The sequence below is a fragment of the Bacillus cereus genome, from assembly GCF_007678085.1.
Classification (GTDB): domain Bacteria; phylum Bacillota; class Bacilli; order Bacillales; family Bacillaceae_G; genus Bacillus_A; species Bacillus_A cereus_BE.
This window is the reverse complement of sequence record NZ_VEDW01000001.1, coordinates 909022-922635: the sequence shown is the minus strand read 5'-3', so window position 1 is coordinate 922635 and position 13614 is coordinate 909022. Positions and strand designations below refer to the sequence as shown.

The window sequence follows — 13614 nt, the reverse complement described above, 5'->3', positions numbered from 1 at the left end:
ACTATAATGATAACGAAACCCCATTTACTCTATAATATTTTAATAGAATTATATCTTTAATTTCTATAACTAGTTTTTCATACAAGCATTTTACTATACTATTAATAAACTATTATTGCTACGATTATAAACTAATTATAGAAAGGAAGTTATTTATTGAGTGAACCCAATAAAGAAAATTTATCAGAAAATCACATCAACATTGAAAACGTAAAGGCTCCACCAAACAAAAAAAATTGTAAAAAAACATGTGAAAAGCAAGTCCGTGTGATAGCTTATTTTTTCCCAGGAGCTGTAAAAACTGCTGCTGACGGTTCTGATCGTTATCAATTTGATATTCAGCGTACCCAATATCTATGGGGTATCCCAGCTTTTAAATATGAGCCGATAGATCTTGATACTGATTTTGGTCTTACAAAAGATCAATTACAATGCACATTTGAACCGCCGAATAGTAATGCCGCATTTGAAGTGATGAAGTTAAGAAGAGTTCAAGACGGTATCCTCCGAAATATCCCTACAAATGTTATCACTTTATGGTATGTGCCTTTTGATATTTACCCTAATAATGATACAATTGGATGTGCATATAATGATGAAACAGTATTCATTCCTGGTCACGGCCCATCTAGTCCTATGCAACATATTATTATAACAAATGATGCTGCCTCCAGCTTAAATTTAAGCCTTGTCCCACATGAATTCGGGCATATCTTCTTCTATACCTCTCCAATTAATCCAGGTGTAGATCCTACTACAGTTCAGTTAGGTATTCAAGGAACACCACAGACTCATAGCAATGACCCCAATAATATCATGTTTCGTACACCTGACAATAATATATTATTAGAACAAGATCAGCTAGCAAAAGCCAAAACAAGTCGGATTTTATTTAAGAACGAAAAAGAAAAACCTCATAAAAAATAAAAAACAAACACCAGTTCTATTTGTATTTAAAATAATATATATGTAGGATTAATAATTAATTTGAAATATTAGTTACAATCAGAAATTTTGTTAGAAATGTAAAAATCAAACTTCATATTATTTATATAATATGAAGTTTGATTCACTAAAAATTTTGCCATTAAGATTAAAAGAAAATTAGCCCTCTTTCTTACGGCTTTCCCCTTGCATATATGGGTGTTTTTTTCTATTCATCAGTTTCTCTAAACGATTTATATTTTCCGTTAATGCACCTTTCACAAGAGAGAAATCTGTATTTGGTTCTTCTTTTTTTTCTTTAAAAAACGAAGCCTTTTGTACATTTACTTCAGCCATCTCTTCTCCCCCTTTTCAAAAAGATACAACCTTCTATTTATATTATATCGCAAATGTACGCAGCATGTACAAGTATCATTTTCTTTTTAATTCTTCTTCTAATTCTTCTACTTGCTGTAATGTATCTCCTTTTATTAACGAGAAATCTGTTGTACCTTTAACTCCTACCTGGAATTCTCTCTTTTTTATTTTTGTTAATTATCATAAAATTACCAATATTAATCTACTATTTAATAATAATATTTGATATTATAAAAAAGTAAATTTTGATTCTTTGTTATTGAATCACCAAACACCCAATGGCTATTAACTCGAAATATAATAAATAATTCCTTTGATATAACCTATTTAACCAAAAATCTTTTCGAAAATGAAATAGCAAAACTAATAAAAGATTAATCCTTTAAGACGGGAGTATATTTATATTGAATAAACAACAGCATTCTAGCAAAAAAAAGGAAGGTTTTTTCGAAAATAGGATATTACCTATTATCACTGTTCTTTCAGGTGTCATTCTACTAGTGTACAAAGGGTTAGAATTTATTTCAAAGTATGTATTAATTTTAATCTTATTCACACTAATTATTGCTTCGTTATACTTATTGTTTATGAAAGAAATAGTTGGTGCTGTTATTGGATTCCTTTTTGCGGCCCTTGGGTATTATATGTATAAAATCATTTTTAAACAAAAAAGAAATAGCAGATAAGCAAATCATAAAGAGTGTATATAAAAGAGAATGCTTTTACGCATTCTCTTTTATATACTTATATGGAATTGCCTCTACAAATTTTTCTAATCGATCTACATTTTGAGTCAATGCACCTTTCACAAGAGAGAAATCTGTATTTGGTTCTTCTTTTTTTTCTTTAAAAAATGAAGACTTTTGTACATTTACTTCAGCCATCTCTTCTCCCCCTTTTCAAAAAGATACAATCTTCTATTTATATTATATCGCAAATGTAGACAGTGTGTACACGTATCATTTTCTTTTTAATTCTTCTTCTAACTCTTCTACTTGCTGTAATGTATCTCCTTTTATTAAAGAGAAATCTGTTGTATCTTCATTATCTTCTTTAAAAAAATCATTGTCATAATCTTTTATCACTACAATCACCTCTACGTGCTAGTGTAGGAATGATTGTCCGATTTTATACAAGTTTGTCTAAATTTGCTTTCCCTTTATGTATAAGTGAAAAGGACAGAAGAAAACCCTGTCCTTATTTACTAAAATAACTATGATGTATTGTTAAATTATATACATTTTCAAAATCCCGATCTTGCAGGTTATTTTTCTTCCCATCAATAACAATGAAAACATCACTCACTATTTTTGCTGGTATAATTCCAACATTATCTACTTGCACCGCTTTCTGCTCATTCAATTGCTCAATGTGTTCAAACGGAACGATAATACTAAATTGTGAGCGGATACCGCGAAAGTTTGTATTCAATTCTTTTGCCGCTTCAAATACAACAATTTTCGCTCCAATCTTTTCCCCATATGAATCTAAAAATGCGTTTAAACTTTTTGTATAGTCTTCTTCCGTATGCCATTCCATCGTACCGAATACTGCTGGATTCACATTTTGAATAATTGTTGTGTATATTTCTCCTCTTGCTTTAGAAGCAATTAATGACCGTTTTATCGATTGAACAGTCTTGCCGATATCGCTAAATTTTGCTCCCCATATTTCTGAAATATTAGGTGTTAAAATAAATGCAATATCAACGAAAATAACCATTGCAGTGAACATTAAAAGATTTTTCCAGAGGGTTAAATCGATTCCTTTTATCATGAAATACACGGTGACTGATACTATAAACAACCCATACCAAGTCTTTCTAATTCGTTGCTTCTTCTCCTCATACAATTCTTCATTTCTCCAGTAAAAGAAAACAAGAACTAGAAAAACGATTGCTAAAATAAATAAGCCAATTCGAATGTTAGAGATCACCAATGACATCACCCTCCATTCAAAAACTACTCACGATATCATTACATGCACAAGCAGCTCTCTTTATGACAAAAGACGTGGACAAGCTTCTAAATTTAGCAATATCGCATATACATTAGAAGGTACCACGTCTTTTATCTTGAATCTACATTGTATATGTAGACAAGCATACGTTTCAAATTTTCATGTTAAAAAGAAATATGTTTCGGAATTTCCCCTTCTGGTACTTCTCCGTCCATACTTAAGTAATAATGACGAATTGGACATAAATTATCGTCTAATTCATACACGAGTGGTATACTCGTTGGAATATTTAATGAAACAACACCATCACTTGAAAGGTTATCTAAGTATTTCACTAGCGAACGTATTGTATTACCGTGCGATGAAATTATCATCTTTTCACCACTTTTTAATGACGGCGCAATTTCTGAATGCCAATATTCAAGTACTCTTTTCTCCGTATCCACTAAACATTCAGTCAATGGAAACTCACCTTTTTTAAGTGCTTTATATTTTGGTTCATTCATTTCATATCTAGGATCATCCTCAGTAAGAGCAGGTGGTCTTACATCAATACTTCTTCTCCAAATATGAACTTGCTCCTCACCATATTTTTTCGCAGTTTCATCTTTATTCAACCCTTGCAATGCACCGTAATGTCTTTCATTTAGCTTCCAACATTTATGTACTGGGACCCAAGCAAGATCCATCTCATGAAGTACAATCCATAACGTCCGTATTGCTCGTTTTAATACAGATGTATAAGCGACATCAAAAGTATATCCGTTTTTCTTTAATATTGCTCCTGCTTCTCTCGCCTCACTTAATCCATTCTCTGATAAATCTACATCTGTCCATCCTGTAAAGCGATTTTCAAGATTCCATAAACTTTGTCCGTGACGAATAAGTACAAGTTTTATCATAATAATTCCCCTCTCGGAAATGTGAATTGTATTGTTCCATTGCGTACACGTATAAAGTATCTAGTAATGTATCTTTTTATCCATTCACTCTATGACCAATCCATAGTTGCCAAATGTATGGATAAAATTTGTTCTTTTTCAAACTATAAAACAGATGTATTTCTTATCATTTTTGATCGATTATAACTTCCCGTTTCGAGATCCAAGCATCAAAACCTGATCGGCTATTTGCCATTTCATTCATAACCTGATGCCAATTTTCTTCACACGATTCACCAAATTTTGAAAAAATAGCACCCATTTGTTTTCTTTGTACATCGCTCAGTTTTTTCTCTAAATCGGCACCTTTTTCTGTTAATGATAACTGTTTCACACGACGGTCATGTGTAGCTTCATTACTCTCAATTAAATTCTTTTCCACAAGTTGTCGTAATGGTCCGTGAAGAGCCTGTTTACTAATTTCTAGCAGTGATAATAACTCATTTACGCTTATCCCTGGAAAACGTGCGATAAAAAATAAAATTCGATGATGTACTCGTTGTATGCCATACTCTTTTATAATTTCATCTGGCTTTTCAGTAAATGTTTTATATGCAAAGTAAAATAATGCTAATGCTTCGTTCATCTGTTCTTCTTTATGCTGTGTCATCTACTTTCCCCCTGTATGTAAATTATACCACAATCCAGTAATCAATATTTTAATGAACGCATTGGAACTTCTTTAGTCTATTGAAATATTCACTGCATAATTAGGAGATGATTCAATTGAAAACGCAATATACTGTAAGTACATATTTATTAGATCGATTAAGTGAATTAGGAATTGAACATATTTTTGGTGTCCCTGGTGATTATAATTTGGCTTTTTTAGATGATGTAGTCGCACATGAAAAGTTAGAGTGGATTGGCAATTGTAATGAACTAAATGCAGCATATGCTGCTGATGGATATGCTCGTATAAAAGGAATCGCCGCTCTTATTACCACTTTCGGTGTTGGAGAATTAAGCGCCATTAACGGCGTTGCTGGCTCATACGCAGAAAACGTACCTGTTATAAAAATCACGGGGACACCACCAACAACAGTAATGGAGAATGGAGCACTCGTTCATCATACGTTAGGTGATGGAAGGTTCGATCATTTTTCCAATATGTATAGAGAAATCACGGTAGCACAATCAGAATTAACACCTGAGCATGCCGCTGAAGAAATTGACCGTGTATTACGTGCATGTTGGAGTGAAAAACGCCCTGTTCATATTCAATTACCAATTGATGTGTATAATAAACCAATTAATAAACCTACGGAACCAATTTTACATAAACCAGTTGTAAGTAATAAAGATGCGCTAGATAAAATGCTTCTACATGCAACTTCAAAAATAAATAGTGCCAAAAAACCTGTTATTTTAGCCGATTTTGAAGTAGATCGATTTCATGCTAAAGAATATTTGTATCAATTCGTAGAAAAAACTGGGTTTCCTATCGCAACATTGAGTATGGGAAAAGGAATATTCCCTGAAAAACATCCTCAATTTATAGGAATTTATACTGGTGATGTTAGTCCTCCATACTTAAGAAAAAGAATTGATGAATCTGACTGTATTATTAGTATTGGCGTGAAATTAACTGATATTATTACTGGTGGCTTTACAGAAGGCTTTACGAAAGAGCAAGTAATAGAAATCCATCCCTATACTGTGAAGATTATAGATAAAAAATATGGACCTGTTGTAATGAAAGATGTTTTAGGACAATTAAGTGATTTAATCGAACATCGCAAAGAAGAAACACTTGAAATTAAGCCGTTTATTTCAGAATCACTATCTATAACAGAAGAGTTCAATCCAAAAGCACAAATGGTTACACAAAAACGGTTTTGGCAACAAATATACGATTTCTTACAAGAAAACGATGTTTTAATTGCAGAGCAAGGAACCCCTTTCTTCGGTAGTGCCACTATCCCTTTACCAAATAACACTACATATGTAACTCAACCATTATGGGGATCAATTGGTTATACATTACCTGCTCTACTCGGTACACAGCTCGCTGATTTATCGCGGCGTAACATTTTAATTATTGGTGATGGTTCTTTCCAATTAACTGTTCAAGAGTTATCGACTATACTCCGTCAAAAATTAAAACCGATTATATTTTTAATTAATAACAATGGATACACTGTTGAACGTGCAATTCACGGCCAAAACGAACCGTATAATGATATACAAATGTGGGATTACACAAAACTAGCAAGTATATTCGGATCAGAAGAAAAAAGCCTAACATTTAGAGTGGAAAATGAAACAGAGTTAGCAGAAGTCTTAACGAATATAACTTTAAATAAGAATCAACTTTTCTTTATTGAAGTTGTAATGAACCAAGGGGATCAGCCTGAATTGTTAGCTAAACTTGGGGAAAGATTTGGCAAGCAAAATTCTTAATAAGAAAAAGCGTAGCTATAAATGGGCTACGCTTTTTCTTATTAAATTTTTATTCCGCGAGCGTTAATTGCCAAGACACACCATACTTATCATTTAACCAACCAAACTTTTTGCTAAATGGATAGGAACCTAACGGCATTAGTACAGATCCATCCTGCGCTAGTTTATGAAAGACCGTTTCAATTTCTTCCTCCGTCTCACAAGTTACATAAAGAGACATAGATGGTGTAAATGTAAAAGCATGCTTTACATAACTATCAATACACATGAATTCTTGGCCATTTAACGTAAACGTTGCATGAATGACAGAACCCTCTTTACCAGGTCCATTTTCATCGTATCGAGAGATATTTACAATTTCTGATTGATCGAATAGCGACATGTAAAAATTCATCGCCTCCTCAGCATTACCTTCGAACATTAAAAACGTCGTAATTTTTTGATTTGTAGTACTCATATAGAGACAGCCCCTTGATATGTATTTATGTAAAACATACATCGGCCAACGAAACCGAACGTACATTCTTATAAGTGTATTGTCTATAAAAACGATACGTTTGTCAATTATCTACTCTCTTATTTCTTCTTAAATAATACTGTCCAAAGAAATGATTCTCCAAACATAGTATTTGGTTGGTCAATTTGCTTCATCTTTCTAATTTCGATCACTTCAAACTCGTCAAATATCGCTCTTAATTTTTCTTCTGAATATGCAAGGCCACCTTGTAGACTCCACCCTCTATATACGTCCCAATCCGTTATTTCTGATCCATTTCGCTCATCTAAATCGCCTGCTGCAAAACATGTTAAACCAAAATAACCACCCGGTTTCAATGATTTTTTAATTAAATCCACATAATGTATCCTTCTATGTGGTGGAATATGATGTAAACAGCCCGAATCGTATACAAAATCAAAATCATTTTGACACTCTAGATTAAAAATCGAATCACAAATAAAATCAATTTCTATTCCTTTTGCTAACGCTCTCACTTTCGCCCAATTAATGCCTTCTATAGATAAATCCACTGCTGTTACATCAAACCCTTCAGTCGCTAAATAAATAGCATTTCTTCCTGGACCACATCCAAGCTCCAACACTTTCCCTTTGGAGATCCATTCTTTTTGTATATAGGAAACTAGATTCTCATCTGGAACATTTTCAAAAAACGGAACATCTTTTTCTCTATTCTCATAAAATTCATTCCAAAATGGTTCTGCTGGTCTTAATAATGAATCAAGCATTTTAATAATATCTTCTTGCGTGTGCACCGTTTCATTTTTCATTTGTATCCCTCCAAGTTTTAATAGTCAGAAAATTATTATATATCTTCAAGAACTTTTAGACAAAGAAAAATACTCCTACATTTTATAGGAGTTTTCCCCTTAAAATACAAGTATAGCTAACCATTTTAACAACTTCTCTTCTCGCACTTTTAAATCATCGTTCTAAACATTGACCATACTTTCTTTAAACTCCATCCCTAACATCCCATCATCACCTTAAAGCTTTATGTTATCCTTTATTCTCCTAACCTCGCTTTCTTATAAAAGGGCATTTTGTTTGAATTCTCATAAAACACTTTTAAAATCTCTCAACATTGGAAATAGCTATATAATAAAAAAAGATTAAATATTAGGAGTGCTATAAATGTCTGAAATAATTAAACTCTGTATTGTAATAGCTGCTGCCTTATTTTTAATGTTTTCCATAATATCAGAGTTTAAAAAACTTCAAAAAGATATGTTTTGGTTCTCGATTGACGTAATGTTTCTCCTTGCAGCTTTTTTACTAATACAAGACTATATCATCAAACATATAACATCATCACCTGAATAAAACTCAATATTCCGTCAATTCTATAAATACAGTTTCTTATTCCTTTCATAAACGAGGGCTTAGCGGCTAACTATTGTTAGCTGCCTTTTATGTTTTACACGAATAAAATTCTAAATACTTTCCGATACTATAGAAGAATTTAAAAGGTAGTTTTAAATTCTTCCCACTCTTGCTCTCTTGGTCGAGAGACGAGCAGTTAGCTTTTGCTAGCTGCTCTTTTACTTTTTATCACCTATATACATGGTGATTCATACTATACATAGAAAATCAAAATCATTCTTATATTTGAGGACTATTACTTATGACTCACAGCTTGAGTATTCTACTTTTCAATTCTGTTTTAAAAAATTTTCAACATAATTCACTCCAAGAAAGAGCATTGTTCGAAGGTGCTCTTTTATTTGCGACATTTTCAAACAACATTTTATATAATTTACTCAGTCTTTTCTTATAAATTAAGCTCGTCACTCGAAGTATAAAAATGGGATTTTTGCAAATGTTTTCAGGATAGTGCATATTTTATTTCTGAAAAAGTTGCTCTGATTTATAAAAAAGTGGAATTTTTATAATCATTATTAATTAAAATTCACATATATGTTAATGAGACTGGATATTTATTAGCGAATGGAGTGGTGCCCTAATAAAGTACTCCTTTTTTCGCATGCACAAAATAGCATTTCTATTTAATCTTTCGCCATTTAAATTCATCACGAACGATGGTAAACTATTATTAATTTTTTTCGGAAGGGTGCCAAATGGAACTATATTTTTACATTATTTCAATTTTATTACCTCTACTTGCTCTAATTTATTTAGCGTTTATAGATTATCTAATATATCTTCATCTTATTATCACAATCGTTTTGGCTATAATCATTCCCAAAAACATTCGGAACTACATTTTATTTAGTATTTTTGCAATTTTAAGCAATCCTTTTGTTCTTCTAGTTATTATAGGATTCATAACAAAGCAATTAACTTGAGTACTTTAATTCAGTTATAAAAATTCGATTCTACTTTACTAATCGAGTACACTCCTTTTATGTTTAAAAATCAAATAAAAATTTTGTTTCAACAATGCACAACCTTTAAACATATACATACAATATGATGTGAACCTTTTTTACTATATAAATCTTAGTCAATGAGCGTCTATTTCCTAAGGCGCTCTTTTTATCTATTACTAAATAACTTTTATAAATTTTTTCAACTTTTAACCGGACAAGCATATATTATTGTATGGAGGAATCCACTCATAAAAATCCACCTTTCTTGTCAAAGAGCATGCTTATATGCGTGCTCTTTTTTATTATGTTTTCTTTCATTTCTAAATAACATTTTCAACTCTATTCATACTATTTTTTCAACTTTAGGTTACAAACTATTTCTGTAAGCGTAGTATTTCCTTTGTACGAGAGGCAGTTAGTTTTATCCATAACAGTACAACTCTGCACTATTCACTATAAATTTTCATATATTGTATTACGCTTGTCCAAAACGTATGGTTATTACTCACGCAATCTAAATGAAAGAAAGGAGTGAAAATATGCGTTCATCTAGTCGTAAGCTCACAAGCTTTAATTGTGGAGCACAAGCCCCTAGCACACTACCAGCTCTCGGTTTTGCTTTTAATGCTACTTCACCTCAATTCGCAACACTATTCACGCCACTACTACTACCTAGTACAGGACCAAATCCTAATATTACTGTCCCTGTAATCAATGATACAATTAGTACTGGAACTGGTATTAGAATTCAAGTAGCTGGTATTTATCAAATCAGTTATACATTAACAATCAGCCTCGATAATGTTCCATTAGCCCCAGAAGCAGCGCGCTTTTTCTTGACACTAAACTCATCAACTAACATTATTGCAGGATCTGGAACCGCAGTCCGTTCTAATATCATTGGTACTGGTGAAGTAGATGTATCCAGCGGTGTCATTCTAATAAACTTAAACCCTGGTGACTTAATTCAAATTGTACCCGTTGAAGTAATTGGTACAGTAGATATTCGTTCTGCTGCTTTAACAGTTGCACAAATTCGTTAATAAAAACAATATGCTTGGCTAATCAACATTTAATATTCCTGTTACACCCCAAAATATATGTTATAGATTTGACACACATTTATATCAAACAAGCATATTTTATTGTATGGTGACTATATAGTCATACAAATCTAAAGCGTTCATAAGAGCACACTTATATGTGTGCTTTATTTTTTTATGAAAATCAAGTTTTTAACACACACCACTCTAAAACAGCATGCATATTTCAACTTATATTTTTGGACAGAGCGCTTAAGAAAAGCGCTCTTTATATTTTAATAAAGATTTTATATAAAAAAATGCACATATACTAGAAACATACATACAATACTCATGATTATTTCAGAATTAGCCATTGAGCACCTTTTACGGTGCTCCTTATTTAGTAACAACTAAGGGTTTTGTTAAAGAACTTAATAAAATTCAATATTTTACTAATACTAATCATAATATAATCTGCTTCTAAGCCAGGTTGTATCAAATAGAGCAGTTAATGTAAATAACTGCTCTATTTTAATTTTTGTTACATAGACTTGTTATTTTCATCTATCCTATACAAAAGTCACCAAATACTTATACCGCTTAAATTCGTAAATATAATGTTCTTATAGCAGTTAGCTTTTGCTAGCTGCTCTTTTGTATTGAATTGATAATAATGTTTAGGTCTTATTTCTTTTCTACGTCATATAATTTTAACCTAAACATCCAGCTCAAAGTGTTACCTCCTATCTTAAAGAGCACTTATGCATGGTGCTCTTTTTTATTATGTTGTTTTTTATTTCTGAATAATATTTGTAACCCTGTTCATATTATTTTTGTAACTTAAAGCTACAAACTATATCTGTAGGCGCAGCGTTTCTTTTGTTTAAAATGCACATTTATTAAGAATATACATAAAATATCATGTGATATTCTTTTTCAATATTATTTTTAGTCATGGAGCGCCTTAAAAAGCGCTCTTTATATCTGTTAATAAATAACCCTTTTACTCAAACATATTCACAGTTTATATAATCTAAGCCCATATTTAACATAGACAAGACATAGCTTTTTATTATACATGCATAATTTTTGTGCATGTTTTTTCTTTAATAAAATAACTATTGTTTTAGATTTCATAAATACAAGCACTTGTCCATTTCATTTTGTTCTCCTCCCACATTTACTATTAGTAACACGAACTTTTCAGAGGTAAAAATAAAATGAATGAGTTTTTATCTTCTACTTCAATAAACTCTAATCTAGTTGGACCTACATTACCACTTATTCCACCATTCACACTGCCTACTGGACCTACTGGCGTTACCGGACCTACTGGATTACAATCTGTAGCTTACGGCACTTTTTGGCAAACGGAATTCATTACAGTCCCTTTCGGAGCTCCTTTTTCTTTTAATCAGGCTGAACCTTTGGTAGGGGGAGTTTCTCTGTTAAATCCTACCACAATTAATATCACACAACCGGGGGATTATCGTATTTCTTTTATTTCCTCAATTAATTTAACTGTCCCTCTTACATTTACATATCAAATAACATTTTTACTTATTTACAAGAGCGGATTTTATTATTATGTACAAGCACCCTTTTCTTTTTTTTATACAATATATAGATATCTCAAAGAAAGGAGAGTAACAAAAGGATGGCTGATTATTTTTATAAAGATGGTAAAAAGTATTATAAAAACCAATCGTATTTTCACCATCAAAAAGATAACTGTTTTATCAAAACTCATACAATATCTGGTTCAAATAGTGCTTTAGCTTTTAGTGTACCAGCTAACACTTCAAGAACACCTTTTGAAGATTTGACCAATAATCACAATAAAACATTACTTGATTTTCGCGTTCCTGGTGGTGTTCAACCAATTGAAGTAACCATTCGAACCAGAAGATCTGGACCAATTACCTTTACAATAACTGCAGGTGAACAAAGGATATTTCAAGTTGAAGATTTTCAAAACCTCACTCTCACAAATAATACCAATACCGGTAGCACCATTAGTATATTTATTCAAAAAACATTTTGTATCTGCTGTAATAATCAAAATGATTTTCATAAAAAGTATTATAAAGAACAATCATATTCTTATTTTCAAAAAGATAACTGTTTTATCGAAACTCATACCGTAGCTGGTTCAGATACCACTCCAACTGAAAATGTCCCTGTAACCATCATCGTACCCTCCGCCACTTCAAGAAGAGTTTTTGAAGATTTGACTAATAACCACAATAAAACATTACTTCAAATATCTGTTCCTGAAGATGTCTTCCCTATTGAAGTAACTATCCAAACAAGAAGTTCTCCCACACCAATTATCGCGACTCTTGCTACAAATGAAACAAGAGTATTTCAAGTTGAAGATTTTCAAAGTCTTACCCTCACAAATAATACCGAATTCCTTAATTTCATTGAAGTATTGATCAAAAAAACATTTTGTATCTGCTGCAATGATGAGAATGATTTGTGTGATAAATATTACCGTGATGACGAATGTGAGTGTTAGGTTGATTCTCCAAAAGAAACCTTATAAAGAAAAGTTTTTCTTTTATCCTTGTAGCATCTAATTATTCACATTTGTTCACTATTTTATCTCTTAATAAAATTCAAATTTAGTATTCATCAATCACTTCAATCTCATGTTAAATCTACGTAAAGATTATTATCATTCAACTTATCCACTCAAGAACCCTTATATAACGAATTCGCAAACAATCGATTTGCACGCAACTATCTTTCCGTACGACATAACTCTTTTCTAGGAGAAATCCTAGCTTTTTTTATTCCCCCCATATCAGTTGGTCCTTTCCAAATACCCGCTTGTTTCCATTGTTTTTTCTTTTTCCCGACATACAAGGGGCTAAGGTCATACATAATACCAGTATCTTTATCTGGTATACCTTGTATATTTAAATTCCTGAAAACCTTAGGTGTTAAACCATTCTTTTTAAGTTGTGTATCAAAATATCTACCCAATTGGCGTAATTCTTCACCAGTCGAGCATTGCTTACATTCATTGATACTGAAGTGCGATTATAATACCAACAAGCTGTTTGAACTAGCAGCTTCACTCTTCTCGTAATGGGGATGCAATTTATCACAATTAGCTAACTCATTCGACT

Annotated in this window: 15 protein-coding genes and 1 pseudogene; 7 read left to right on the top strand and 9 right to left on the bottom strand. The window is 31.9% G+C overall.

The features are described 5' to 3' along the window. Positions 1–156 precede the first annotated feature (156 nt). Positions 157–927 (top strand): hypothetical protein, encoded by a 771-nt coding sequence (locus FS742_RS04640; protein ID WP_144611386.1) that lies wholly within the window; start codon positions 157–159, stop codon positions 925–927. Positions 928–1104: 177 nt separating this feature from the next. Here FS742_RS04640 and FS742_RS27460 read toward each other — a convergent pair whose 3' ends face one another. Continuing rightward, entirely contained in the window at positions 1105–1281 is a 177-nt protein-coding gene (locus tag FS742_RS27460) for a hypothetical protein (protein ID WP_186327143.1), read from the bottom strand. Between the two features lie 425 nt (positions 1282–1706). Between FS742_RS27460 and FS742_RS04635 the strand changes: the two genes are divergently transcribed. Further along, positions 1707–1988 (top strand): hypothetical protein, encoded by a 282-nt coding sequence (locus FS742_RS04635; protein ID WP_070806031.1) that lies wholly within the window; start codon positions 1707–1709, stop codon positions 1986–1988. Positions 1989–2024: 36 nt separating this feature from the next. On the opposite strand, the gene FS742_RS27455 is transcribed toward FS742_RS04635, so the two are convergent. The 5 genes from FS742_RS27455 to FS742_RS04615 all read right to left on the bottom strand — a co-directional run bounded on the left by FS742_RS27455 (position 2025) and on the right by FS742_RS04615 (position 4812). Continuing rightward, complete coding sequence (locus tag FS742_RS27455; RefSeq protein WP_000852626.1) at positions 2025–2186, bottom strand: hypothetical protein; 162 nt, start codon at positions 2184–2186, stop codon at positions 2025–2027. 75 nt (positions 2187–2261) lie between these two features. Then, complete coding sequence (locus tag FS742_RS04630; RefSeq protein WP_000588712.1) at positions 2262–2387, bottom strand: hypothetical protein; 126 nt, start codon at positions 2385–2387, stop codon at positions 2262–2264. Positions 2388–2499: 112 nt separating this feature from the next. Continuing rightward, positions 2500–3237 carry a type II toxin-antitoxin system SpoIISA family toxin gene (locus FS742_RS04625; RefSeq protein WP_144612061.1) on the bottom strand — a complete coding sequence of 246 codons (738 nt, stop codon included), beginning with the start codon at positions 3235–3237 and terminating at the stop codon, positions 2500–2502. 188 nt (positions 3238–3425) lie between these two features. Next, complete coding sequence (gpmA, locus tag FS742_RS04620; RefSeq protein ID WP_144611385.1) at positions 3426–4163, bottom strand: 2,3-diphosphoglycerate-dependent phosphoglycerate mutase; 738 nt, start codon at positions 4161–4163, stop codon at positions 3426–3428. Between the two features lie 166 nt (positions 4164–4329). Continuing rightward, a complete protein-coding gene (locus FS742_RS04615) occupies positions 4330–4812 on the bottom strand; it encodes a MarR family winged helix-turn-helix transcriptional regulator (RefSeq protein ID WP_144611384.1) in 483 nt (160 codons plus the stop codon). Positions 4813–4919: 107 nt separating this feature from the next. Here FS742_RS04615 and FS742_RS04610 point away from each other — a divergent pair, with 107 nt between their 5' ends. Further along, a complete protein-coding gene (locus FS742_RS04610; RefSeq protein ID WP_144611383.1) occupies positions 4920–6605 on the top strand; it encodes an alpha-keto acid decarboxylase family protein in 1686 nt (561 codons plus the stop codon). Between the two features lie 49 nt (positions 6606–6654). Here the strand turns inward: FS742_RS04610 and FS742_RS04605 are convergent, their stop codons facing one another. Beyond that, the gene (locus tag FS742_RS04605; protein WP_144611382.1) at positions 6655–7062 is read right to left on the bottom strand and encodes a VOC family protein; all 408 of its coding nucleotides are present in this window, start codon (positions 7060–7062) and stop codon (positions 6655–6657) included. A gap of 119 nt (positions 7063–7181) precedes the next feature. Further along, positions 7182–7892 carry a class I SAM-dependent methyltransferase gene (locus FS742_RS04600; protein ID WP_144611381.1) on the bottom strand — a complete coding sequence of 237 codons (711 nt, stop codon included), beginning with the start codon at positions 7890–7892 and terminating at the stop codon, positions 7182–7184. 364 nt (positions 7893–8256) lie between these two features. Between FS742_RS04600 and FS742_RS04595 the strand changes: the two genes are divergently transcribed. From FS742_RS04595 to FS742_RS04580, 4 genes and pseudogenes are all read left to right on the top strand, one after another. After that, positions 8257–8445, top strand: a complete 189-nt coding sequence (locus FS742_RS04595; protein ID WP_144611380.1) for a hypothetical protein — start codon at positions 8257–8259, stop codon at positions 8443–8445. Between the two features lie 1546 nt (positions 8446–9991). Next, the gene (gene exsF, locus FS742_RS04590; protein WP_144611379.1) at positions 9992–10495 is read left to right on the top strand and encodes an exosporium protein ExsF; all 504 of its coding nucleotides are present in this window, start codon (positions 9992–9994) and stop codon (positions 10493–10495) included. 1202 nt (positions 10496–11697) lie between these two features. Continuing rightward, positions 11698–12081 (top strand): annotated as a pseudogene (locus FS742_RS28180) (exosporium leader peptide-containing protein); the annotation flags it as partial. Positions 12082–12134: 53 nt separating this feature from the next. After that, positions 12135–12998, top strand: a complete 864-nt coding sequence (locus FS742_RS04580) for an exosporium protein D (RefSeq protein ID WP_144611378.1) — start codon at positions 12135–12137, stop codon at positions 12996–12998. Positions 12999–13222: 224 nt separating this feature from the next. Here the strand turns inward: FS742_RS04580 and FS742_RS04575 are convergent, their stop codons facing one another. Then, positions 13223–13468, bottom strand: coding sequence for a hypothetical protein (locus tag FS742_RS04575; protein WP_186327142.1), 246 nt, complete (start codon positions 13466–13468; stop codon positions 13223–13225). Between the last annotated feature and the right edge of the window lie 146 nt (positions 13469–13614).